The organism is Azospirillum sp. (assembly GCF_050789165.1).
In genome coordinates this window covers 19,691-40,736 of sequence record NZ_JBOZRT010000093.1, presented here as the reverse complement: position 1 = coordinate 40,736, position 21,046 = coordinate 19,691, and the positions used below count along the sequence as shown (strand labels likewise).

The following is a 21,046-nucleotide window of genomic DNA, read 5'->3' as shown; positions in this document are numbered from 1 at the left end:
ATTTTGACACAGCACGCCTCCGCCCGATCCCTTAGCCTCCCACAAAGAAGATCCAACAGGACGTTCAGGGGCGGTCGGGGGTTAGCATGCTGCGGCTCAGAACCAACGATGAGACGCTGCTGCCGGATTCCGCGGCGCTGGTCCCGGTGGATCCGGCGCTGCTCGACCGCCTGCGCCGTGCCGCCGCCGGCAACGCCCATGCGCCGGAGGGCGTCGTCCTGTCGGACGTCGCGCACCGGGAGGTCGTGGTGTCCGCGCAGCTGACCGTGGACGTGGCCTGGGTGACCGATGTGGAAACCCGCGCCGGGACGGTGACCCTCCGCGGCGCCACGCTCTGCCGGAACGTGGCCGAACTCGACGCGGTTCTGGCGCGCGATCTCGACGCGGAAACCGCGTCCGTCGAGGCCGCCCGCCGCCTCGCGGCCGTGATCGGCGTGCCGGAGCACGCCTTCGCCGAAGAGGACGCCCTGCCGACGGTGCCGTCCATGCGCGGCCCCTATTACGTGCATGAGGATTGCCGGGCCTGCCGTGGCGGCGGTGTGCGTGGCTGCGGCGGGTGCCGGGGCGGCAAGGTGCCGTGCCCCCAGTGCAATGGGGATCCGGCGGTTGGGTGCGACGCGTGCGGCGGCAAGGGGATGCAGGCCTGTCCGGCCTGCGCCGGCACCGCCGTCGTGGCGTGCGAGGACTGCGCCGGTGTCGGACGCTTCACCCACATCCATCGCCCGCGCTTGGTCGGCAGGCCATCGCGGAGCCTCGTGGTTCCGCCCGACGCGCCGGATACGGTGCAGGCGGCGCTCACCGCCGCGGGATACGAGCGCTTCGAGGAGGTTGCGGCGGTGCAGCCGTGGACCGTGCGGCATTCCGGCACGCAACTGCTGTACGAGCGCGTCGGCACGATGCCCGTGATCACCCTGTCCTGCGTGTGTGACGGTGTGGCCTTCGCGGTGGAGAGCGCCGGGCCGGAAGCCCGGGTGCCCGCCTTCCTCGACGGCGTGCTGGCGCCGGTCCTGGAGGGGATCGAGGCCGCCACCGCGACCGACGCCTTCGCCATCGCCCGGACGACGCGGGTGACCCGCGCCATCGCCGACGCAATTCTGGCCGGAACCGCGCTGGACCTGGACGCCATCGTCGCGGAGCACGGCCACTGCGTCAGCCGCACCGTGGTGGCGCGGGCCGCCCAGGCGCTCCAGCGCCGGTATGATGCCGTCCGCATCCACGCGATGCGGCGTGCGTGGCAGCAAGGGGCCGCGATCCTCGCGGCGGTCGTGCCTCTGGTGGCGGCCGTGGACCTGCCAGGGTTCTTGGCTGGCGCGACGGCGGAGGACCCCGCCCCGCTGACGCTGCGCCTGCTCTGGGACGTCGGCGTTCCCGCCCTGACCGGAGCCGCCGTCTGGCGCTTTGCGGGCAACCGGCTGCGGCAGGCGATGCGGGCGACCTTCGGCACCGCCCGTCCGGCGACCCAGGGGGCTTGGCCGCTTCTGGTCCTCGGCACCATGGCGGTGCTGCATCTGGGCGTGATGGGCGCGTGGCGCGGCGGCATCGCGACCGACCGGCTGGCCGAAGCGCCGGTCGCGGTCGAGGAGTCCGTCATCGGCGCGCCCGCCGCGCCGCCGCGCGTCCTGTCGCCGGCCGAACGCATCGCGGCGGCGCAGCGCGCCCTGGCCCGCCTCGGCCGCTATGAGGGCGCGATCGATGGCAAAATGGGGAGCGGGACGCGGAGCGGACTGGAGAGCCTCGCCGCGCTGGTGACGGAGGCGCCGGGCGACCCGCTCGATCTCGCGGTCGCCATCGCCTCCGATCGCATCGCGATCCGCCTCCGGACGCCCGAGCTGCTGGTCGGCGCGGGCTGGAGCAACGCCACCCGGCTGCGGCTGACAGCCGAGGATCAGGAGCGGATCGCCGCCGCTTTCCAGGGCGCCGTCGCCGCGGCCGGCGCGCCGCGGGACTGGACCTCGGAGGATGCGATGCGGTCCGGCGCGCTCACGGTGACCGGCCGGGTGGAGGATCCTGCAAAGCGGCAGCGCGCCTGCGCGTCGTTCACGCACGTCGTCACGACGGCGGCCGGTCGCGATGCCGGCACCCCGGCCCTGGCCTGCCACACGGGCGGGCGGTGGCTCCTGGAGGAATAGGGCGTTCCCCTCCGGTCCCGACGTCGGCACAATATCGGTCAGCAGCGAGGCGACGCGGGCCGTGGCGGCTGCGGCATTCTGGCGCAACCGGATGGTCTGCCGTGGGGACCGTGGAGAAGGGCGTATCATAGGGTATCGCTGGGTCCCGGCGCCGGCCGGCCCGGCAAACCCCACCGGGGTGCCCCATGCGCGCGAAGAGCCTTCTGCTGGCAGGCGTGCTCGCCGTGATCGGCTGGACCGGTGTTGCCGGCGCGCCCGCCGACGACGTGATCGGCGCGGTGCCGTTCGGCATCCATTTCACGGACCCTGACGACACGCTGCCGGACATCGCCGTGGCGTACGACCTCGGCTACACCGAGCTGGTGGTCGCCAATCCGCACGCCGACCCGTGGCTGCCGGGGGCGGGCACGCTGCTCTGGGTGCCCACCGCGCACGTGCTGCCCGACGCGCCGCGGCGGGGCATCGTCATCAACCTCGCCGAACAGCGCCTCTACGTCTTCCCGCCCGGCAAGCCGGCGATGACCTTTCCCATCGGCATCGGCACCGAAGGCGCCGGCATCCGCACCGGCCAGACCCGCGTGCGGGGTAAGCGCCCCAACCCCACCTGGGTTCCCACGGCGAGCGAACGGCAGGAAATGCCCGAGCTGCCGGCCTCGGTGCCGCCGGGGCCCGACAACCCGCTGGGCCCGCTGGCGCTGGACCTGGAGTGGACGAGCATCGTCATCCACGGCACCAACCGTCCCTACGGCATCGGACGGCGCGTCAGCCACGGCTGCTTCCGCCTGTACAACGAGGATATCCGGGTCCTGTACGCGCTGGTGCCGGTCGGCACGCCGGTCACGGTGGTGGACCAGCCCGCCAAGCTCGGCTGGCATGACGGCGACCTCTATCTGGAGGTGCACCCGACCGTCGCGCAGGCGGACGAGTTGGAGGAGCGGGGCAGCATCACGCCCGACGCGCTTCCCGGCCTCGACGAACGGATCCTGAAGGCGACCGGCGCGCGCGCCGCGGACGTCGATTGGGACGCCGTGCGCAAGAGCGAACGGGAGCGCACCGGGCTGCCGGTGCGCATCCTGTTCGGCACCCCCGCGACGCCGCCGGGGTGAGCCGGCGGCGCGTGGGCTGACGTCACTGCACCTTCCGTTGCGAGCGGGCGAACATGCGGTCGGCCTTCTCGCTGGCGGCCTTCGCTTCGGCGGCAGCCGACTGCGCGGCGGCGGCCGAACGCGCGGCCTCGGCCTTCGCGTCGCGGGCATCCGCCTGGGCCTGCTGGATCAGGGCCCGATCCTCCGGGCTCAGATGGGTGCTGCACCCTCCGAGCAGGACGGGAGCGGCGAGGGCGGTGAGGATGACGACGAGACGACGCATGCTACCCTCCATGAAGAAGGCCCGGTGCGTGCGGGTGTGTGATCGCCGTCGTGGGGACGGTGCGCGCGACCGGACCTGGGAAAGCGGTGATCGCCGTGCGCGGCTGCGGCCATGGTGCGCCCATGGTCGGCCGGGCGGCAAGGGTGGGCGGCGCGGCACGATGCCTCAGCGGGAATGGCCGGTGTGTCGTGCGGCATGGCCTCACCGCAGATAGGCTTCGGATGCGTAGCGGCGCATCATGCGCTGGCTGTTGAAGCACGATGCGATCTTGCTGATCGACTGCTTCATCATCCACGCCCAGCGGGTGCGGTCGCCGTGGTAGAGCGGCAGCACCCGCTGCTCGAGGGCCGCGTAGAGCTCCTCGGCGTCATCGTCGGCGGTGCCGAGATCGGCATCGCCGATCGCCCATCCGGTGGTTCCGTCGATGCACGCCTCGATCCACCACCCGTCGAGCACGCTGAGGTTCAGCACGCCGTTGAGGGCGGCCTTCATGCCGCTGGTGCCCGACGCCTCCAGCGGGGGTAGGGGCGTGTTCAGCCAGACGTCGCAGCCCGCGGTCAACAGCTTTGCCATCGCCATGTCGTAGTCGGGCAGGAACACCACCGGCACGATGTCCGCAAGCGCCGCCGCGTGCCTGTGGATGGCCTCGATGAGGCGCTTGCCGTCGTCGTCGTCCGGATGCGCCTTGCCGGCGACCAGCACCTGGAAGGGGTGGCGTCCGGCGAGCCGCCGCAGCCGGTCGGGATCGGTGAACAGCAGGTCCGGGCGTTTGTAGCCGGTCATCCGGCGGGCGAAGCCGAGGACGGGCGCATCGATGGACAGCGAGCATCCGCTCCACTCCCGCACGGCCGCGATCAGCGCCGCCTTGGCGGCCTGATGGGCGGCCCAGAGTTCCCCGTCGTCCAGCTGGTCGGCGCGCACCAGCAGCTCCGGTTCGTGCTGCCAGTTCGGCACGCAGCGCTGGAAGAGGGCGGCCATGCTCGGGCAGGTCCAGGTCTCGACGTGGACGCCGTTGGTGATGGCGTGGATGCGGAAGCCGGGATACATCCGTCGGGAGATCTCGGCGTGGCGCTTGGCCACGCCGTTGACGTAGCCGCTGAGCGCCAGCCCCAGCCGGGTCATGTTCAATCCATCGGTCCCCGCGAACGCGGCGAGGTCGGCGGTGTCCAGGAAGCCGGTGAGCACACGCTCCACGAGGTCATAGGGGAAGCGGTCGTGCCCGGCCTCGACCGGCGTGTGCGTGGTGAAGACGCAGCGTTCGCGCACCCACTCGGCGTCGTAGGAAGGCGCGCCGCCGTTGCCGTTGCGCGGCCGGCGGCGGGTGCGCAGCAGTTCCAGGGCGAGCAGGGCCGCGTGCCCCTCGTTCATGTGGAAGGTGCCGATCTCGAACCCCAGGGCGCGCAGCAGCCGCACGCCGCCGATGCCGAGGACGATCTCCTGACGCAGGCGGTGACCCTGGTCGCCGCCGTAGAGGACGCGGGTGACGGCGCGGTCCGCGTCGTCGTTCTCGTCGAGGTCGGTGTCGAGCAGGATGACGGGCACCGCGTAATCGGGGCCGCCGTGATGGATGTACAGCCAGGGGCGGACCCACACCTCCCGCCCGCCGATCTCGACGGCGACCTTCGCGCCCAGAGGCTGGGCCCAGCGCGCGGGCGTCCAGGGGTCGGGCTCCTCCGTCTGGCGCCCTTCCGCGTCGATGACCTGCTTCAGATAGCCGTCCTGGCTGAGCAGCGTGACGAAGACCACCGGCAGCTCCAGGTCGCTGCAGGACCGCATGGTGTCCCCGGCCAGGATGCCGAGCCCACCCGCGTAGGTGTGGATGGCGGGCTGGAGAGCGATCTCCATCGAGAAGTAGGCGATCTTGGTGCGGCGGATGAAGTCTTCGAGCATGGGGCGCCGTCCAATGGTCCAGTCGGTGACCACTGTGGGCGTCTCGGCGGTCGGGGCGTTAACCTGGATCAAGCGTGACGGGCACGCCGGCTCCCGGCGTGGATTGCACCAAAGGATGGCTATCCACGGCGGAATTCTTCGGATTGCTTAGTCAATTCAAGAGGCTGGGACCGGCGTTTCGCGGTCTACCCCCTATGAAGAATGGACGGCCGCGGCCACTCGCATCTAGAGTTTATTATATAAGACGGAGAAGATATTTTCCGGCTTCCACAGTCATTCATTGAAGCGTTGAAAGACACGGACGACGCAAGCCGTCGCTTCGGCCGGCGTCGTGCGGGGTCGTGAAAGCGTCACGCAACCACACAGCCGTCACGGGGGGAACCATGGCGGACGGACCCAAGCTGGTGTCGAGGGGCGCTGACCCTCTCCGGATCGATCATGCCTCGACGGGCGGTATGGTGGGAGCGGCGTCTTCGACGCCCTCCGGCGCATCGTGCGACCGTTGCGCGGTGCGGGGCCAAGGCGTTTGCTGGCGCTTGAGCGGGAAGGACTTTCAGCGTCTGTTCCCCTTCGGCACGCGGATCCAGGCCCGGCACGCCGGAACCGCGCTCTTCCATCAGGGGGAAGCGTTCGATTACGTGCTCATCGTGCGGAGCGGGTGGGTGGCGACCTACAAGGTTTTCGAGGACGGGCAGCGCCAGATCATCCGCTTCGCCCTGCCGGGGGACCTGGTGGGGTTCGAGGGCAATGCCGTCTCCGGCATGGCCTACGGGGCGGAGGCGATCACCGACGTGACGCTCTGCGGGATCAAGCGCTCGCTCTTCTTCCGGGTGTGCGCCGGGTCGCCGCAGCTCGCCATGAGTTTCGCCAGCACGCTCGCGCGCGAAGCGCTGTCGGCCTGGAACCACGTCGGCGCACTGGGCCAGCAGGGTGCGCTGGGACGGGTCGCCAACCTTCTGCTCGACCTGCACCGCCGTGTGGTGGTGCGCGAGGGATCGGAAGGGGGCGCCGTGCATCTTCCCATCAGCCAGATCCACATCGGCGACGCGACCGGCCTCACCTCCGTGCACGTCTGCCGCACGCTGAAGCTGATGCGGCAACAGGGGCTTCTGGACTTCCGGAAGGAACGGCTGATCCTGCTCGACCCGCAGCGGCTGGCGGAGATCGCGCAGCTCGATCCCGAGGTCACCTTCGAGGACCAGACCCCCACCTTCGTCGTCGTGTGACGGTTAATCCAGGTTAAGCCGTGCTCCCGACAAATCCCTAGAATATGGGGAAACGGGAGACGCACCATCATGATCACCATCGAAGACTGCATCGGCCTGAGCGGGCTGACGAAGGACGAGGTCGACGCGATCGCCGTGCACGAGCATCTGCCGGAGATCGTCGCCGCCGAGCTGGGCAGCTATCTGGTCGCCACCGACGCAGGGCAGGGCGAGATCCGCCGCATGATCGAGGACGACATCGCCGAGGCGAAGGCACACAGCCAGCATGAACGCGCTGCGGTGCTCAAGCTCGCCCTGTGCCACTTTCTGCAGGAGCACGCGGCCGCCCGGATCGTCAATCCCTGAACGGAGGGTGCCATGGCCGGGCGTTCGTTGCTCGTCATCGTTCTGCTTCTCTTGGCCGGCGCGGCCCGGGCGGGCGACCCCGCCGAGGGACGCCGGCTGGCGGAACGCTGGTGTTCGAACTGCCATGTGGTCGAGAGCCGGGGTGGAACGGACGCGGTTCCGACGCTGGACAGCATCGCCCGGGACCGGAGCCGCGGGCCCGAATGGGTGCGCCAGTGGCTGAGCGCACCGCACCCGCCGATGCCCGATCCCAACCTGACCGCCGCGGAGATCGAGGACGTGGTCGCCTACCTCGCGAGCCTGCCCCGGTAAGCCCCCAGTGGGCCGGCGTACGGGGACAGGGACCGGGGTGAGACAGGATGGTGCGCCCGTTGGTCCGGTGCTCCCGCATGATCGAGGACAGCCGATGCGCAGGCGCAAGATATGGATCGTGCTGGCCGGTGAGGCCGGTCTCCGCGTTCTCCAGCACAGGACGTGGTTGCCGGGCCGCTTCGACGAGCTGGCACGGGAGGAAACCGCAGCCGCGCGCCAGCCTGCGTGCGAGCTGGCGGTCGATGCCGCCGGGCAGGCTGGCGACGCATGCGCGTTCCGCCCTGCGGCGGTCGACCCGGGGGTCGAACGCGGCGTCGCCGATCTCGTCAACCAAGCCGCCGCGCAGGGGCTGTTCGACGGCCTCATGCTGGTGGCGCCGCCCCGCGCGCTCGGCGCTCTGCGGCGGGCGCTGGGGCCCGCCGCCGCCGGGCTGCTGATCCGGGAAGAGGGCAGGGATCTTCTCGATCTTCCGGAACACGCGCGGTCGGCCCGCCTGATGGCGATGCTGCGCCGGTAGAGCGCTTTCGGGATGGGGGCGCAGCCCCACTCGTTCCCCGGGGGAAAGGGCGAGGACCTATCCCTGTGGCTTCGCCGGAATGTCCGGGCGCCCGGCGATGTTGCCCTCCATCTCCTTGACCGTGTCTTCCACCTCGTGAATCGCCTGTTCGGCCCCCGCGGTGTGGCCGTGCGCCTGCTCGACCGAGCGGGACAGGCGGCCGAGTTGCTCGCCAAGCGTCGCGAGGTTGTGGCGCATGGTCTCCCGCGTCGCGGCCAGCTGGTCGCGGGCGGTGTTCGGCGTGGAGCCCCTGTGGCCGTAATGATGCTCGACCACCGTTGACAGCCAGCGCTCGACCCATTGGGGAACGGTGACGTGCTCGCCGGCGGCGATCTCGGTGATCCGCTGGACCAGCGCTCCCTTGGGATCGAGGCCCGGCAGAACCCATGCTGTGGAGGGTTTGGTGGCGTTCATGGTCATTTCCTGACGGGTGGCGCGTGCGCCTCGGCCGCGCCTTGCAGGTCGCGCTTGAGGATCTTGCCGAGGGTCGAGGTCGGCAGCACCGTCCGGAACTCGATCCTGGACGGCCGTTCGAACCGGGAGAGGCGGTGGCTCAGAAACGCGCGCAGATCCGGTTCGGTGAGCGCGGCGCCGGGGGCGCGGACGATGAACGCCTTGATCACCTTCCCGCGCACCGGATCGGGCTCTCCGACCACGGCCACGTCGCCGACCGCCGGATGCTCGCGGATCGCGGCTTCGACGACGCGCGGGTAGACGTGCTGTCCGCCGACGACGACGAGATCCTTCAGCCGGTCCACAATGTGCAGATAGCCATCCTCGTCGAGGAATCCGAGATCGCCGGTGTGGAGATGGCCGTCGGCCATGGCCCGGGCCGTCGCGCCGTCGTCGTTCCAATAGCCGGCCATGACCTGGGGGCCGCTCACGCAGATCTCTCCGACCCGGCCGGCCGGCTGCGGCGTTCGGCCGTCCTCCATGGACACGATGTCGATGAGCGTGCCCGGCAGCGGCAGTCCGGCGGAACCGGGTTTGGTGATGCCTTCATAGGGCGTGCAGGTGACGACGGGCGACGCTTCGGTCAGGCCGTAGCCTTCCACCAGCCGGCTGCCGGTCAGCGTCTGGAAGCGCTCCTGAACCAGTGGCGGCAGGCTGTCGCCGCCCGAGACGCAGAGCCGCAGCGACGACAAGTCGTAGCGACCCACCGTGGGGAAATCGATGATCGCCTGGAACAGGCGGGGGACTCCGGTCATCAGGCTCGGGCGCTTGTCCTGGATGGTGGCCAGGATCTCGCGGACATCGACCCGCGGCAGCAGAAGCAGCTCGGCGCCGAGCGCGATGGCGAAGTTCATCACCGCGGTCATGCCGAACACGTGAAAGAACGGCAGCACGGCGAGGAGACGTTCCCGTCCGGGCTCGGTCCCGGTGAACCATTCCTGGCATTGCCGGGCGTTCACGTAGAGCCCGCCGTGCGTGAGAAGCGTTCCCTTGGGCACGCCGGTGGTGCCGCCGGTGTACTGGATCACCGCCGGCGTCCGGGCCGGATCGACGGCAACCGGACGGTACCCGCCATCGTTGGCGAGCAGGGCGGAGAACGGGATGTGCCGTCCGTCGTCGGGAAAACGCGCGATCTCGTTGCGGTGGAGCAGGGGATACAGCCAGCTCTTCGGGAACGGCAGGCTCGCCGCCAGCGAGGCGACGACGATCAGGCACAGCCGCCCCGGCCATCCGACCGCCGCCAGCGTGTCGCGGAACCGCGGCATGTCGAGCGTGATCAGGACCTCCGTGCCGGAATCCACGATCTGCCGCTCGATCTCGCACTCGGCGCTCAACGGGTTGGCGTTGACCACCGTTCCGCCGGCCTTGAGGACGGCATAGAAGGCGATGACGTAGGTCGGGCAGTTGGGCAGCAGCAGCATGACCCGCGTATCCCTGCCGACGCCGAAGTCCTGAAGCCCCCTGGCGGCCCGCTCGATCAGCCGCAGCGTCTCGCCGTAACGGTGCCGCCGGCCGTAGAAGTCCATGCACGGCCGGTCCCCATAGGCCGCAGCCGCCTCGTCGATCAGAGCGGGCAGTGGCCGTGCGGGCGGCGGGCGATGCCAGTCCAGCCCCGGGGGATAGCTGTGTTCCCAGGGATAGGGGCTCGTTCCGGTGTCCACCGTGGTGCGCGTCATGGGCGTGGTTCCGCCGGCCAGACCGTCGGGTACAGCCTGACGGGCGCCGCCGCCGCGGCCCTTAACGCAGGTTAAGGCCCGCCGACGGAATCGCTCGTATCCGCTGGGACCGGCGCCACCGCGCCCGCCGATCACGACGCGCGCACCAGGGAGATGAACATGAAGCTGCCGCTGCAGATCTCCTTCCAGGGCATGGACCCCTCACCGGGGCTGGAGACGCTCATCCGCGAACACGCCGAGAAGCTGGATCGGTTTTGCGGCGACATCATGGGCTGCCACGTGGTGCTCTCCGCACCGCACCGCCACCAGCGCCATGGCAAGCTGTACGAGGTTACGATCGACCTGACCGTTCCGCAGGGCGAACTGGTGGTGTCCCGCTCCGGGCCTGCCGACCACGCGCACGAAGACGCGCGGGTCGCCGTGCGCGACGCGTTCGACGCCGTCCGGCGCGAACTGGAGGATTACGTCCGCCGTCGCCGCGGCGACGTGAAGCCCCACCACGGGCCGGCGCACGGAACCGTGATTCGCCTGTTCCCCGAACTGGGATACGGGTTCGTCCGGACCAGCGACGGGCAGGAGGTCTACTTCCACCGCAACGCGGTGGCCGACGACGGGTTCGAAACGCTCGGCGCAGGCCAGGAGGTGCGCCTCGTGATCGCCGAGCGGGAGAGCGCCCACGGCTGGCAGGCGAGCACCGTCACACCGGTCGGCAAGCATCACCCGGTGGATCCGGTGCCATGAGGAGCGCAGGAGGACGGCCATGCTGCACCTGACGAGCCCCGCCGTCGCGTCGGGCGGGCGGATTCCCGAGCGCCACACCTGCGACGGCAGGAACGAGGAACTGCCGCTCGTCTGGGGTGGCGTCCCGGCCGGGGCGAAGAGCCTGGCGCTGGTGTGCTCGGACCCCGACGCGCCGCGCGGCACCTTCCATCACTGGGCGGTCTACGACATTCCGCCCGATGCGATCGGGCTTCCGGCCCGTGGAGCGCACGAGGCGGTGAACGACTTCGGCCAGCCGGGATACGGCGGTCCCTGCCCGCCGCGGGGGCACGGGCCGCACCATTACCATTTCCGCCTCTACGCGCTCGACGTGCCGACCCTGTCGCTGGGACCGCGGACGCGTTGCGCCGACGTCGAGCAGGCGGCCCGCCGACACGCGATCGCCGAGGCCGACCTCGTCGCCCTCTACAGCCGCTGACCGGCGCCGTTTCGATGATCGAGGATGGGTGAGCGATCCTTGCCCGCGTGCGTGGAGGCGATCATGCATCTGCTGCGCTATGGCCCCGCCGGTGCCGAACGGCCGGGCCTGCTCTATCCCGGCTGGAGCGGGCGCATCCGCGACCTGTCCGGCGCCATCGACGACTTCGGCCCGATGACCCTGGACGACGAGACGCTGGACCGGCTGCGCGCCCTCGACGCCGAGGCCCTGCCGCTGGTGGAGGGAAGCCCGCGGATCGGCCCATGCGTCGGCGGCGTGGGCAAGATCATCGGCGTCGGGCTGAACTACGCGGAGCACGCCGCCGAACGCGGCATGCCGGTGCCGGACGAGCCCATCCTGTTCCTGAAGTCGGCGACCGCGGTCTGCGGCCCGAACGACGACCTGGTGCTGCCGCCGGGGGAGGTGCAGGTCGATTGGGGGTGCGAGCTGGGCATCGTGATCGGGCGTACCGGACACTACATCGACATCGACCGCGCCCTGCACCACGTCGCCGGCTACTGCGTGATCGATGACGTGACCGAGCGGGTGAGGCAATCGGCCGCGGAAGGCCAGTGGACGCGGGGAAAGTCGGCCGACACCTTCGCCCCCCTCGGGCCGTGGCTGGTGACCCGGGATGCGGTTCCGGAACCGCATGCGCTGCGCGTGTGGGCCCAGGTGAACGGGCACCGTTACCAGGACGGATCGACCGCGCAGATGGTGTTCGACGTTCCCTTCCTGGTCCACTGCATCAGCCAGGTCATGACACTGGTTCCGGGGGACGTGATCGCCACGGGGACGCCGGCGGGCGTCGGTCTGGCGCAGGATCCGCCCGTCTTCCTGCGACCGGGGGATGAACTGCGCGTCGGCATCGAAGGGCTGGGGGAGCAGGTCCAACGCGTCGTCGCGTGGCCGCGGTGAGGCGGCCGGTGGTGCGGTCGGCGCATGGATGCTGCCGTCTGGAAGCCCCAGGCGCCTTTGCGATCAGTCCTTCGCGCCGGTGTAGACGGATGCCAGGATGACCCGGTTGGACCGCGCGTCGCGCAGCTCGATGGAGAAGGGCACCTTGAGATCCCTGAGGGCCACCTCGAAGTGTGCAGCGGCCTCCTTGACCTTGTCTCGAAGGTCCGGTGTGGCGTGGACGCCCAGATCGGAGATGAAGCAGTACAGATCGAAGATCATGCCGGTCCCTTGTGAGTGCTGCGCCTTGGCATGCCCTTCGTGTCGCATGGAGGAATGAAGGATCATGCCGATGGCGCGCGCCGTGTCGTGCACTTCCCCGGTGTTCGGCAACACGCCGACCACGCCCTGCAAACCGACGCCGCCCCGCTGAATGACGGGGTCGTCCGGGGAAGAGAGGAGGACCGAGTGGACCCCGCTCTTGTCGTACAGTGTGCGTGCGAGCGCCGGCCCGCGTTCCCCCTCCGGCAGCGCCATGTCGACGACGGCGACCCCCGGCTTGTGCTCTTTGGCGAAGCGAACGGCGTCGCGTGTGTTGCTCACCACGCCCGCCACCTCATGGCCGGACGAGACGAGCACCTGCTGAAGCTGGAGAGCCGCCGGGAACGACGCCATCACCAGCAGCACGCCGCCGGACGAGGCCCCCGCGTGGAGTTTGGGTTTATTCGACATGCATTGCAGTGTGCGCCCTTCGCGGGCATTCGTCGGTTCTTCGACGTCACCAGTAGCAATATCCGGGTATTCCGGTCACGCTGAGCTTTGTCCGCGGAGAGATCGTATGTGCCGCTGCTGACCATATGTGTCCCGGCAGCGCCCATAGATGGATTCAGAGCAGAAGGACGCAATCTCGGATTTCGAGTGGAACATAGCAGCAGAACCCCTCGAGGGCTTCCCGGTCGTGGATGAACAGCACGTTGTTTCCGAGCGACACCAGCTCGCGCTCCCTCAACTCGATGAGGGAGCGGTTCACGTGGGTGCCCGACAGGCCAAGCGCGTCGGCGATGTGCTGGCGTTGAAGCGGGAAGTGCACCCAGGCGCCGTCGCCGAGGCCCAGCCGTCTCAGGCGGTCAAAAATGTCCAGCATCAGGTAGCCGATGCGCTGCGGCGCGGTCAGCCGGCCGAGCGCCGTCAGCCGTTCGTCGGCGCGCCGTTGCTCCAGCAGCAGCTTGCGGTTGAGCGCGCTGCACATCTCAGGGTGGCCGTCCAGGAAGGCCGGCAACGGCATGCCGTTCAGCACGCAGACCGTCACCGGCGTCAGGGAATGGACGCGGTGCTGCGTGCCTCCGGTCAGGGCCTTCTGCAGGCCCATGGTGTCGCCCGGCAGCAGGAAGTCCAGGATCTGGCGCGTGCCGTTCGGCAGCGACCGGTAGGAGAAGGCCCATCCTGCCTTGAGCGTGCACGGAGCGTCGCCGATGCGCTCCGACGGCACGATGTCGCACTTGGCCGGCAGGGAGACCTCGCTGCCTTTGAGGTGCGCGACGTCCGCCAGTTCGCGGTCGGTGAGCGGCCGGAACACCGCCTTTCCGCGCAGGTCGCATTTCGTGCAGGGCAGAGTCATGCCCACATTCGTTTCCCCCATTGGATGCGGCCCGGATTCCGAGCCGGCCGGAGACTACGGGCGAGCCCGGTGCGGGTCAAAACGAGCTTCGGAACACTCCATTCCGAATGGTGCAGAGAAGAGCATATGTCGTGTAGTGTAACATATGTTGCGGCGATTTCCCCCGATCCGGGGGCCGCCGCACGTTCGGAGGCCCCCATCTCCTTCGGCAAGGTGTTGAGCGAGGCATGGTCACGGCGGATGGCACCGGCGATGGAATGGATGGATCGGCGTTGCGCCTGCTGCTGGAGCGTCCCGAGCGCGCACCGGCCGGGCTGGCGCTGATCGCGGCGAAGGATTTCCGCCCGGTCTACACGAGCGCGGCGTACCACCGGATCATGGGCAAGCTTCCGCCCGCGCACGCGGCGCAGCGGCAGGCGTTGCTGGAACGATCCGTCAGCACCGGGCAGCCGGTTCGGCTGAACGGGCATGGCGGCGCCCCGGGCCTGCGCGTCCGTGGGGGATGGCTCGACATCGAGCACGCGCCGCTGCCGGGGGATCACGGCGTGCGGCTGGTGCTGGAACTGGTCGCCACCGCAGCACAGGATGAACGTCCACCGTCCATGGCGGCGGTGTACGCCTCCGACGGCACCTGTGCGTATCGAAGCCCGGTCTACGCCTCGTTGACCGGCGTGGACCATGGCGGCGGCGATCCTGTTCCGAGCCGGGCGGTTCATCCGGAGGACCGGGGGCGCGTCGAGGAGGGGTGGCGTCGGAGCCGGCTGATGAACACCCCGTTCCTCGCTCGCTACCGTCTGATGACGGCGCACGGACACCTCCACTGGTTTGCGGAACGCGCCGAGCCCGTCTACGAGGACCACACCCGGACCATCCGCTGGTACGGCGTCCTGATCGACGCCGAGCCGCCGGCGGCTGGGTGAAGCGTCAGTCGGCGTGCCAGCGGACCCGCGCGAAGTATTCGCCCTCGTCGTAGTGCAGGTCGAGGTCGCCGTGCCGGGTGCGGCGGAGCGCCTCGCCGATGCGGCGCGGAAGGTGGATGTCGGTCGTCGTCACCTCGATGCCGTCCGCGGTGTCGCGGATCTCCATGATCCGGTTCAGCGGGTGCTTCGATTTCTCGTGCTCCTCCTGGTGGCGGATGAGCGCCAGGAACTCCTCGCGGTGCCCGGCGACGTAGGAACCGGTCAGCGTCACCACGCCGGCGGGGCAGCGGTCGGCGATGCGTTCGCACGCCTGGCAGACGATCGGCTGCGCGCCGACGGGTGGCTGCCCCCACCGCCAGCGCCCGTCCTCGTAGACGGCGCGGCAGGTCGGGCAGACGGCGGGATCAGCCATCTTCTCGCGCCACTTGTAGGGGTCGTGGATGCGCTCCTGGATCAGGCGGTCGCGCCGTTCCGGGGTTGGACGGTGGTCCTGGTGTCCGCGCTGCATGGCGTCCTCCTTGATGCGGTCGCTCTGGAGCATTCTCGCGCATCCGGCCCGTTGCGCCTTAACCTGGATAAACGACGCCGATGTCGTTTTCCCCAATGGTGCCGGACGGTCAGGACGTCGTCCTGCACGCGGACCTCGACGTCCGTCCCGTCCATGCCCGGGGTCTCCAGGGTGATCCGGTCCTCCCTTTCCCGCTCGTCCACCTCCGCCGGGGGAATGATCGGCTCCACGGCAGGCGGACTTTAATCTGGATTAACGCCGGCGGCGCTTCTTCGGGGCACTCTGGATGCGAGCGTTCCGCACCCTGGAGGCCGTCATGGTCAAGCACATCCTGGTTCCCGTCGACGGTACGCCGTCGGACGAACGCGCGCTGGCGGCGGCGTTCGATCTCGCCGGCCTCTTCACCGCGCATGTCGATGTCCTGCACGCCCACCCCGACTCCCGCGAGAACCTGCGCCTGATCGGCGAGGGCTTCTCCGCGGAGATGCTCGACACCATGCTCGTGGAGGCCGAGCGCACGACGCGCGCGACCGCCGACCGCGCCCGCCACGCCTTCGACCACGCCGTCACCATGGCCGGCGCCGAGGTCGCCGAGCGGCGGCGGGACGGCGGCGGCGTCACCGCGTCGTGGCGGGAGGAGGTCGGCTGGCCCGCCGTGGCGGTCGCCGCCGCGGGGCGGCTCGCCGACCTCGTCCTCTTCGCGCAGGCCGCCGGGAACCCGCAGACCATGACGCTCCTCGAAGCCGCGCTGTTCGACACCGGCCGGCCGGTGCTGTTGACCTCGGCCGCGGCGGGGGTGGACGCGTACCGGTCGGTGGCGATCGGCTGGGACGGCAGCCTGCCGGCGGTGCGCGCGATCACCGCCGCGATGCCGTTCCTCCGGCGTGCCGCCGACGTCAGCATCCTCACGGTCGAGGAGGGCACCGAGCGGATGGCCGCCGCGCACGCCACACAGCTGGTCGAACACCTGGGCTGGCATGGCATCGACGCCGTGGTCCGTCCGGCGCCGCGGCAGGACCGCACGGTCGGCGAGGCGCTGGTCGCCGCGACGCTGGCGGCCCAGGCCGGCCTGCTGGTGATGGGCGGCTACGCCCATAGCCGGTTCCGCGAGATGATCCTGGGCGGCGCCACGCGCCACGTGCTGGGCACGCCGCTCGCCTGCTCGGTCCTCCTGGCCCATTGAGCGCGGCGGGAGGCGGCCATGGCACATGGCTGTGCATCTGCACGCCGATGGCGTAGGGCCGTACACGACGGCCGGGCAGATCGATGCGTGCATCGCCCAGGTGCGCCGTGCCGTGCGCGACCGCGTCGGATGATTCCGCACGTCCAAATTCAAACCATGCCAAATCCAAACCATGGAGGTCATCATGCGACACGTGTCCTACGCCGGCCGCTCCCTTACTGCTGCGGCCATGACGGTGGCGATCCTCGCGGCGGCCTCGCCGGCCCTGGCGCAATCCCAGAGCAAAAAGGACGAGCCCATCGGCCAGTCCTCGTTCATCGCCAACTGCGCCGTGTGCCATGGCCGGGAAGGAAAGGGCGACGGGCCCTATGCCGCGCTTCTCACCAAGAAGCCGGCGACGCTCACCACCATCCGCGAACGCAACAAGGGCATCTTTCCGCAGGAGTACGTGTACAAGCTGATCGACGGCCGCGAGATGATCTCGGCGCACGGCACCCGGGACATGCCGGTGTGGGGGGACGTCTTCCGTGAGCAGGCGGTTCAGGACTTCTGGCCTTGGGGCTCCGAGCACGTGGTGCGCGGCAAGATCCTGGAGCTGGTCTACTACGTGCAGTCCATCCAGGACAAATAGCTGAGGGCGGGCTTGGCCGGCGAATGGGCGTTCGGCTTGGCTAAGGTCTCCCGCGCCGGAGAGGTCGAGGTGCGGGCGCTGCGCGGCGCCGACCTCGACCGGACGGGCAGCGCAGACCCGCAGCCCCGGTCCAGCCAAAAGCCGATGGCAGGCGTCAAGGTTCGAGGACGTACTGCCCCGGGGCCGGGCAGAGCGGGGGATAGCCGCGCTCCGGAGCGCCCGGAGCAGCGGGGGCCGGGATCGCGTCCGGCGCGGACCGGTCTTCCAGCCAATCGACCCAGACCGGCCACCAGGATCCGGTGCGCGCAGGCGTGGTCGCCAGCCACGTGTCGGGATCGACGTAGCGGTCCTGTGGGCCGCGCTCGGTGATCCGGTATTCGCGGTCGGGACGGTCCGGCCCGGCGACGATGCCGGCGTTGTGCCCGCCGTCGGTCAGCAGGAAGGTCACCGCCGTGTCGCTGAGCAGGTGGATCTTGTACACCGAACGCCACGGCGCCACGTGGTCGCGCCGGGTGCCGACCGCGAAGACCGGCGCGCGGATGTCGGTGAGCGCGACGGCGCGCCCGTCCACCCGGTAGCGTCCCTCGGCCAGATCGTTGTTCAGCAGCAGCTGGCGCATGTACTCCGAATGCATCCGGTACGGCATGCGCGTGCCATCGGCGTTCCAGGCCATCAGGTCGGTCACCTCGGGGCGGTTGCCGCGCAGGTATTGCCGCACCAGCCGCGACCAGATCAGGTCATTGGAGCGCAGCATCTGGAAGGCGCCGGCCATCTGGGTGGTGTCCAGGTAGCCGCACTCCCACATCACGTCCTCCAGATAGGCGACCTGGCTTTCGTTGATGAACAGCATCAGCTCGCCGGCTTCCGTGAAATCGGTCTGCGCCGCCAGCAGCGTCACCGTCTTGAGTCGGTCGTCGCCGTCGCGCGCCATGGCGGTGGCGGCGATGGCCAGCAGGGTGCCGCCCAGGCAATAGCCGCAGGCGTGCACCGGCCGCCGGCCGCGCACCGCGTCGATGGCGTCCAGCGCCGCCATGACGCCGAGGCGGCGGTAGTCGTCCAGCCCGCAGTCGCGCTGTTCGGCGCCGGGGTTGCGCCAGGAGATGACGAAGACCGTGAAGCCCTGCGCGACCAGATGGCCGACCAGCGAGTTCTCGGGCGACAGGTCGAGGATGTAGTATTTCATGATCCACGCCGGGACGATCAGCACCGGCTCGGCGCGGACGGTTCCAGTGGTGGGGGCGTACTGGATCAGTTCCATCAGGTCGTTGCGGAAGATGACGCTGCCCGGCGTCACGGCGACGGTGCGGCCGACCTGGAAGGCGTCCATGCCCGGCATCGGCTGTCCGGTCATCACCCTCATCAGGTCCTCCGTCCAGTTCGCGGCGCCGTTCACCAGGCTCATGCCCTGGCTGGCGAAGGCCGCGCGCACGACCTCGGGGTTGGTTAGCGGGTTGTTGGACGGCGCGAACACGTCGAGGATCTGGCGCGCGACGAAGGGCACGATGCGCGCGTGCGAGCGTGTGACGCCCGGCACGTCCGTCGTGGCGTTGTGGACCCACTGCTGCAGCAGCAGGAAAGACTGGGCATAGAGGTTGAAGGGGACGTGCTGCCAATCCGCGTCAGAGAACCGCTGATCGTGCGGCAGCGGTTCGATGCAGGGCGGGCAGCGCGGGTCGACGGCCGCCGCCGTGGCGTAGGTGCACAGGCGCACCAGCTTGCGCATGGCCTTGTCGGCCAGGACCGCCTGCTTGCCCGGCGCGTTCCCCAGGTGCATGGCCCAATCGGCGAAGGCGAGCGCAATGGCGGCCGGCGAAATCGCCAGCGAAAACCGCCCCTGCCACGCGTGGACCAGCCGGTCGATGATCTCGCCCCGGATCGGCAGGTAGGGGAAGCTGTAAGCGGGGCTGGGCGCGCGGGCCGCCGTGTCGGACGGCTGACGCGTGGCCGGCGGAGTGCCGACGATCGCAGGCGCGGTCGCGCGCTTGCGCAGGGTCGCCCGTTGCATGGCCATGACGGCAGCCTCCCGCCGGAAACGCGTTGTCCGTCCACGGTCGCCGCCGGGCGGCGGGGGGACCTTAACCGAGGTTAATTCACGTCGTCGCAGGCGGGCTTTCAATCGGCATGGCCCACGGGGAAAACCCCTCGCATCCTGGAGGTCACCATGCATGACGCCCCGTTCACCGGCAGCCTGCCCGTTGCGGCGGTTGTGATCGCTACCACGCTCGCGGCGGCCTCTCCGGCCCTGGCGCAGTCGTCGGGCACGATGAAGGACGAGCCCATCGGGCGGTCCACCTTCATCCGGAACTGCGCGGCCTGTCACGGCATCGAGGGGAAGGGGGACGGCCCGCTGGCAGACTACCTCACCAAAAAGCCGGCGACCCTGACCACCATCCGGGAGCGCAACAAGGGCGTCTTTCCGCTGGAGTACATGGTCCGGGTGATCGACGGCCGGGAGGCGATCCCGATGCACGGCACGCGGGAGATGCCGGTGTGGGGCGACGTGTTCCTCAGGCAGTCGATCCAGGACTTCTGGCCCCGCGGCTCCGAGCAGGTGGTGCGGGGCAGGATCCTGGAGGTCGTCTTCTACGTCCAGTCGATCCAGGGCAAGTAGAGGCTTGCCGGATCACGGCCCAAGCCGGGCCGCGGCGGCGTCCAGCAACTCGATGACCTGGGCGTCGTCGAGCTGGGGGAAGTCCTGGTAGAACCGGCCGACTGCCCCGAAGAGGTCCGGCGCCATCAGGCAGACCACCTCATCGACATCGGCGCGCAGGCGCGCGATCACCTCCGGCGGCGCCACCGGCACCGCCAGCACCAGCCGGGCCGGCTGTGCTTTCCGGACGGACCGCAGGGCGGCGCGCATGGTGGCGCCGGTGGCGATCCCGTCGTCGATGACGATGGCGGTGCATCCGGCGATGGGCACGCGGTCGCGAGACCCGAGATACAGCGTGCGCCGCCGTGCGATCTCCTCGATCTGCCGGCCCGCTTCCGCCTTGAACCACGCCGGGGAGACGGCCTCGCCGATCTCCTCGTTGATCACCAGTTCCGGCGGATCGCCCTCGGCGATGGCGCCGGCCGCCAGCTCGGGCTGGAAGGGCGTTCCGATCTTGCGGACGAGCACCAGATCGAGCGGCGCGTGTAGCGCGGCCGCGACCGGATGGGCGACGGCCACGCCGCCGCGCGGCAGGGCGAGCACGACGGGGTGCAGGTCCTTGTAGCGCATCAGGCTGGCGGCCAGACGCCGGCCGGCGTCGGCGCGGTCGAGGAACGGAGGAGTCATGGGGAATCCTGCTCGGACTGGGTGGCGGTCTGGCGAAGGAACCGGTCGATGGTGCGCGTCGCCGGGGTGATCGGGATGGCGAAGCCGATGCCGCTGTTGCTGATGACGGATCCGATCAGGCTGTCGTTGATGCCGACCAGTTCGCCCCTGAGGTTCACCAGGGCTCCGCCCGAGTTGCCGGGGTTGATGGACGCGTCGGTCTGGATGAAGGCGCCGTCGGGCTCGGCGGGGTTCCGCACCCCCAGGCCGCTGACGATGCCGAGCGTCGCGGTCTGGGCGAGACCGAACGGGTTACCGATGGCGACGACGTAATCGCCCACGCGCAGGACGTCCGAGTTTCCCAGCGGAACCGCCACGAGGTTGCGCGCGTCGACCCGGACCACCGCGACGTCGCTGGCCGCGTCGGCACCGACCAGCCGGGCGGTGAGGCGCCGGGCGTCGGCCAGCGTGACGGTGATCGTGTCGGCACCATCGACGAGGTGGTGGGTGGTGAGGATGAGGCCGCCGGACGCGTCGATGACGATGCCGGAGCCCTGGCTGAGGAAGTGCCGCTCCTCCGGCTGCACGCGCTTGGGCAGGCCGAACATGCGGCGGAACTCGGGGTCGCGGACCATGGTCATCTCCTCGGCCGAGAGCTGCCCGCTCGCGGCGATGCTGACCACGCCCGGGAGCACCCGCTCCAGCATGGGGGCGAGCGTGGGCGTGCCGTCCCGCAGGTCGGTGCCCGCGCCGCTCCCCGGCCCGCCCAGGGCGCAGGCGCCGACGCCCAGCAGCACGGCCACTGCGCCGGCAATCCGTTGGGCCAGCCGCGCGAGTCGGCTTCCGGTTGATCGAAGCATGCGCTCGGCTCCCCCTGTGT

23 protein-coding genes are annotated in these 21,046 nt (G+C 70.1%); 13 read left to right on the top strand and 10 right to left on the bottom strand.

The genetic code is table 11. From position 1 onward, the window contains the following. The first annotated feature begins 86 nt into the window (after positions 1-86). On the top strand, positions 87-2,129 hold the full coding sequence (locus ACRWK7_RS20255) for a hypothetical protein (RefSeq protein WP_431858081.1): 2,043 nt from the start codon (positions 87-89) through the stop codon (positions 2,127-2,129). A 185-nt stretch (positions 2,130-2,314) separates the two neighbouring features. After that, positions 2,315-3,235 (top strand): L,D-transpeptidase family protein, encoded by a 921-nt coding sequence (locus tag ACRWK7_RS20250; RefSeq protein WP_431858080.1) that lies wholly within the window; start codon positions 2,315-2,317, stop codon positions 3,233-3,235. A gap of 22 nt (positions 3,236-3,257) precedes the next feature. Here ACRWK7_RS20250 and ACRWK7_RS20245 read toward each other — a convergent pair whose 3' ends face one another. Both ACRWK7_RS20245 and glgP read right to left on the bottom strand, forming a co-directional pair. Next, the gene (locus ACRWK7_RS20245; RefSeq protein WP_431858079.1) at positions 3,258-3,497 is read right to left on the bottom strand and encodes a hypothetical protein; all 240 of its coding nucleotides are present in this window, start codon (positions 3,495-3,497) and stop codon (positions 3,258-3,260) included. Positions 3,498-3,698: 201 nt separating this feature from the next. Further along, positions 3,699-5,387, bottom strand: a complete 1,689-nt coding sequence (gene glgP, locus ACRWK7_RS20240) for an alpha-glucan family phosphorylase (protein ID WP_431858078.1) — start codon at positions 5,385-5,387, stop codon at positions 3,699-3,701. A gap of 383 nt (positions 5,388-5,770) precedes the next feature. Between glgP and ACRWK7_RS20235 the strand changes: the two genes are divergently transcribed. The 4 genes from ACRWK7_RS20235 to ACRWK7_RS20220 all read left to right on the top strand — a co-directional run bounded on the left by ACRWK7_RS20235 (position 5,771) and on the right by ACRWK7_RS20220 (position 7,787). Next, complete coding sequence (locus ACRWK7_RS20235) at positions 5,771-6,613, top strand: Crp/Fnr family transcriptional regulator (RefSeq protein ID WP_431858077.1); 843 nt, start codon at positions 5,771-5,773, stop codon at positions 6,611-6,613. A 69-nt stretch (positions 6,614-6,682) separates the two neighbouring features. Then, positions 6,683-6,958 (top strand): hypothetical protein, encoded by a 276-nt coding sequence (locus ACRWK7_RS20230; RefSeq protein ID WP_431858076.1) that lies wholly within the window; start codon positions 6,683-6,685, stop codon positions 6,956-6,958. A gap of 12 nt (positions 6,959-6,970) precedes the next feature. Continuing rightward, on the top strand, positions 6,971-7,270 hold the full coding sequence (locus ACRWK7_RS20225) for a c-type cytochrome (RefSeq protein WP_431858075.1): 300 nt from the start codon (positions 6,971-6,973) through the stop codon (positions 7,268-7,270). A gap of 94 nt (positions 7,271-7,364) precedes the next feature. Then, the gene (locus ACRWK7_RS20220) at positions 7,365-7,787 is read left to right on the top strand and encodes a host attachment protein (RefSeq protein WP_431858074.1); all 423 of its coding nucleotides are present in this window, start codon (positions 7,365-7,367) and stop codon (positions 7,785-7,787) included. A gap of 57 nt (positions 7,788-7,844) precedes the next feature. Here ACRWK7_RS20220 and ACRWK7_RS20215 read toward each other — a convergent pair whose 3' ends face one another. Continuing rightward, the gene (locus tag ACRWK7_RS20215; protein WP_431858073.1) at positions 7,845-8,240 is read right to left on the bottom strand and encodes a hypothetical protein; all 396 of its coding nucleotides are present in this window, start codon (positions 8,238-8,240) and stop codon (positions 7,845-7,847) included. A gap of 2 nt (positions 8,241-8,242) precedes the next feature. Further along, on the bottom strand, positions 8,243-9,955 hold the full coding sequence (locus ACRWK7_RS20210; RefSeq protein WP_431858072.1) for a long-chain-fatty-acid--CoA ligase: 1,713 nt from the start codon (positions 9,953-9,955) through the stop codon (positions 8,243-8,245). Between the two features lie 159 nt (positions 9,956-10,114). On the opposite strand from ACRWK7_RS20210, the gene ACRWK7_RS20205 reads away from it, so the two are divergent. The 3 genes from ACRWK7_RS20205 to ACRWK7_RS20195 all read left to right on the top strand — a co-directional run bounded on the left by ACRWK7_RS20205 (position 10,115) and on the right by ACRWK7_RS20195 (position 12,071). Then, positions 10,115-10,696, top strand: a complete 582-nt coding sequence (locus ACRWK7_RS20205) for an HPF/RaiA family ribosome-associated protein (protein WP_431858071.1) — start codon at positions 10,115-10,117, stop codon at positions 10,694-10,696. A 19-nt stretch (positions 10,697-10,715) separates the two neighbouring features. Further along, positions 10,716-11,153: a YbhB/YbcL family Raf kinase inhibitor-like protein gene (locus ACRWK7_RS20200; RefSeq protein WP_431858070.1), complete on the top strand. Its 438-nt coding sequence runs from the start codon at positions 10,716-10,718 to the stop codon at positions 11,151-11,153. A gap of 63 nt (positions 11,154-11,216) precedes the next feature. Next, a complete protein-coding gene (locus ACRWK7_RS20195) occupies positions 11,217-12,071 on the top strand; it encodes a fumarylacetoacetate hydrolase family protein (RefSeq protein ID WP_431858069.1) in 855 nt (284 codons plus the stop codon). A 63-nt stretch (positions 12,072-12,134) separates the two neighbouring features. Here ACRWK7_RS20195 and ACRWK7_RS20190 read toward each other — a convergent pair whose 3' ends face one another. Both ACRWK7_RS20190 and ACRWK7_RS20185 read right to left on the bottom strand, forming a co-directional pair. Next, the gene (locus ACRWK7_RS20190; protein WP_431858068.1) at positions 12,135-12,782 is read right to left on the bottom strand and encodes a hypothetical protein; all 648 of its coding nucleotides are present in this window, start codon (positions 12,780-12,782) and stop codon (positions 12,135-12,137) included. Between the two features lie 154 nt (positions 12,783-12,936). After that, positions 12,937-13,668: a Crp/Fnr family transcriptional regulator gene (locus ACRWK7_RS20185; protein WP_431858067.1), complete on the bottom strand. Its 732-nt coding sequence runs from the start codon at positions 13,666-13,668 to the stop codon at positions 12,937-12,939. A 227-nt stretch (positions 13,669-13,895) separates the two neighbouring features. Between ACRWK7_RS20185 and ACRWK7_RS20180 the strand changes: the two genes are divergently transcribed. Next, positions 13,896-14,588, top strand: a complete 693-nt coding sequence (locus tag ACRWK7_RS20180; protein ID WP_431858066.1) for a PAS domain-containing protein — start codon at positions 13,896-13,898, stop codon at positions 14,586-14,588. A gap of 4 nt (positions 14,589-14,592) precedes the next feature. Here ACRWK7_RS20180 and ACRWK7_RS20175 read toward each other — a convergent pair whose 3' ends face one another. Then, positions 14,593-15,129 (bottom strand): BCAM0308 family protein, encoded by a 537-nt coding sequence (locus ACRWK7_RS20175; RefSeq protein WP_431858065.1) that lies wholly within the window; start codon positions 15,127-15,129, stop codon positions 14,593-14,595. A gap of 283 nt (positions 15,130-15,412) precedes the next feature. Here ACRWK7_RS20175 and ACRWK7_RS20170 point away from each other — a divergent pair, with 283 nt between their 5' ends. Together ACRWK7_RS20170 and ACRWK7_RS20165 are read left to right on the top strand one after the other, a co-directional pair. Beyond that, positions 15,413-16,279, top strand: coding sequence for a universal stress protein (locus ACRWK7_RS20170; protein WP_431858064.1), 867 nt, complete (start codon positions 15,413-15,415; stop codon positions 16,277-16,279). Between the two features lie 184 nt (positions 16,280-16,463). Continuing rightward, entirely contained in the window at positions 16,464-16,910 is a 447-nt protein-coding gene (locus ACRWK7_RS20165) for a c-type cytochrome (RefSeq protein ID WP_431858063.1), read from the top strand. A gap of 154 nt (positions 16,911-17,064) precedes the next feature. Here ACRWK7_RS20165 and ACRWK7_RS20160 read toward each other — a convergent pair whose 3' ends face one another. Beyond that, positions 17,065-18,921, bottom strand: a complete 1,857-nt coding sequence (locus ACRWK7_RS20160) for a PHA/PHB synthase family protein (RefSeq protein WP_431858062.1) — start codon at positions 18,919-18,921, stop codon at positions 17,065-17,067. A 150-nt stretch (positions 18,922-19,071) separates the two neighbouring features. Here ACRWK7_RS20160 and ACRWK7_RS20155 point away from each other — a divergent pair, with 150 nt between their 5' ends. Beyond that, positions 19,072-19,521 (top strand): c-type cytochrome, encoded by a 450-nt coding sequence (locus ACRWK7_RS20155; RefSeq protein WP_431858061.1) that lies wholly within the window; start codon positions 19,072-19,074, stop codon positions 19,519-19,521. 12 nt (positions 19,522-19,533) lie between these two features. Here the strand turns inward: ACRWK7_RS20155 and ACRWK7_RS20150 are convergent, their stop codons facing one another. Both ACRWK7_RS20150 and ACRWK7_RS20145 read right to left on the bottom strand, forming a co-directional pair. Then, entirely contained in the window at positions 19,534-20,187 is a 654-nt protein-coding gene (locus tag ACRWK7_RS20150; RefSeq protein ID WP_431858060.1) for a phosphoribosyltransferase, read from the bottom strand. Continuing rightward, positions 20,184-21,026, bottom strand: a complete 843-nt coding sequence (locus ACRWK7_RS20145) for a trypsin-like peptidase domain-containing protein (protein ID WP_431858059.1) — start codon at positions 21,024-21,026, stop codon at positions 20,184-20,186. Before ACRWK7_RS20145 ends, ACRWK7_RS20150 begins: the two co-directional genes overlap by 4 nt. Between the last annotated feature and the right edge of the window lie 20 nt (positions 21,027-21,046).

Excerpts from the sequence above, each read along its gene's own strand:
- ACRWK7_RS20255 (WP_431858081.1), top strand. The coding sequence starts at position 87 with ATGCTGCGGCTCAGAACCAACGATGAGACGCTGCTGCCGGATTCCGCG.
- ACRWK7_RS20250 (WP_431858080.1), top strand. The coding sequence starts at position 2,315 with ATGCGCGCGAAGAGCCTTCTGCTGGCAGGCGTGCTCGCCGTGATCGGC.
- ACRWK7_RS20245 (WP_431858079.1), bottom strand. The coding sequence starts at position 3,497 with ATGCGTCGTCTCGTCGTCATCCTCACCGCCCTCGCCGCTCCCGTCCTG.
- glgP (WP_431858078.1), bottom strand. The coding sequence starts at position 5,387 with ATGCTCGAAGACTTCATCCGCCGCACCAAGATCGCCTACTTCTCGATG.
- ACRWK7_RS20235 (WP_431858077.1), top strand. The coding sequence starts at position 5,771 with ATGGCGGACGGACCCAAGCTGGTGTCGAGGGGCGCTGACCCTCTCCGG.
- ACRWK7_RS20230 (WP_431858076.1), top strand. The coding sequence starts at position 6,683 with ATGATCACCATCGAAGACTGCATCGGCCTGAGCGGGCTGACGAAGGAC.
- ACRWK7_RS20225 (WP_431858075.1), top strand. The coding sequence starts at position 6,971 with ATGGCCGGGCGTTCGTTGCTCGTCATCGTTCTGCTTCTCTTGGCCGGC.
- ACRWK7_RS20220 (WP_431858074.1), top strand. The coding sequence starts at position 7,365 with ATGCGCAGGCGCAAGATATGGATCGTGCTGGCCGGTGAGGCCGGTCTC.
- ACRWK7_RS20215 (WP_431858073.1), bottom strand. The coding sequence starts at position 8,240 with ATGAACGCCACCAAACCCTCCACAGCATGGGTTCTGCCGGGCCTCGAT.
- ACRWK7_RS20210 (WP_431858072.1), bottom strand. The coding sequence starts at position 9,955 with ATGACGCGCACCACGGTGGACACCGGAACGAGCCCCTATCCCTGGGAA.
- ACRWK7_RS20205 (WP_431858071.1), top strand. The coding sequence starts at position 10,115 with ATGAAGCTGCCGCTGCAGATCTCCTTCCAGGGCATGGACCCCTCACCG.
- ACRWK7_RS20200 (WP_431858070.1), top strand. The coding sequence starts at position 10,716 with ATGCTGCACCTGACGAGCCCCGCCGTCGCGTCGGGCGGGCGGATTCCC.
- ACRWK7_RS20195 (WP_431858069.1), top strand. The coding sequence starts at position 11,217 with ATGCATCTGCTGCGCTATGGCCCCGCCGGTGCCGAACGGCCGGGCCTG.
- ACRWK7_RS20190 (WP_431858068.1), bottom strand. The coding sequence starts at position 12,782 with ATGTCGAATAAACCCAAACTCCACGCGGGGGCCTCGTCCGGCGGCGTG.
- ACRWK7_RS20185 (WP_431858067.1), bottom strand. The coding sequence starts at position 13,668 with ATGACTCTGCCCTGCACGAAATGCGACCTGCGCGGAAAGGCGGTGTTC.
- ACRWK7_RS20180 (WP_431858066.1), top strand. The coding sequence starts at position 13,896 with ATGGTCACGGCGGATGGCACCGGCGATGGAATGGATGGATCGGCGTTG.
- ACRWK7_RS20175 (WP_431858065.1), bottom strand. The coding sequence starts at position 15,129 with ATGCTCCAGAGCGACCGCATCAAGGAGGACGCCATGCAGCGCGGACAC.
- ACRWK7_RS20170 (WP_431858064.1), top strand. The coding sequence starts at position 15,413 with ATGGTCAAGCACATCCTGGTTCCCGTCGACGGTACGCCGTCGGACGAA.
- ACRWK7_RS20165 (WP_431858063.1), top strand. The coding sequence starts at position 16,464 with ATGCGACACGTGTCCTACGCCGGCCGCTCCCTTACTGCTGCGGCCATG.
- ACRWK7_RS20160 (WP_431858062.1), bottom strand. The coding sequence starts at position 18,921 with ATGGCCATGCAACGGGCGACCCTGCGCAAGCGCGCGACCGCGCCTGCG.
- ACRWK7_RS20155 (WP_431858061.1), top strand. The coding sequence starts at position 19,072 with ATGCATGACGCCCCGTTCACCGGCAGCCTGCCCGTTGCGGCGGTTGTG.
- ACRWK7_RS20150 (WP_431858060.1), bottom strand. The coding sequence starts at position 20,187 with ATGACTCCTCCGTTCCTCGACCGCGCCGACGCCGGCCGGCGTCTGGCC.
- ACRWK7_RS20145 (WP_431858059.1), bottom strand. The coding sequence starts at position 21,026 with ATGCTTCGATCAACCGGAAGCCGACTCGCGCGGCTGGCCCAACGGATT.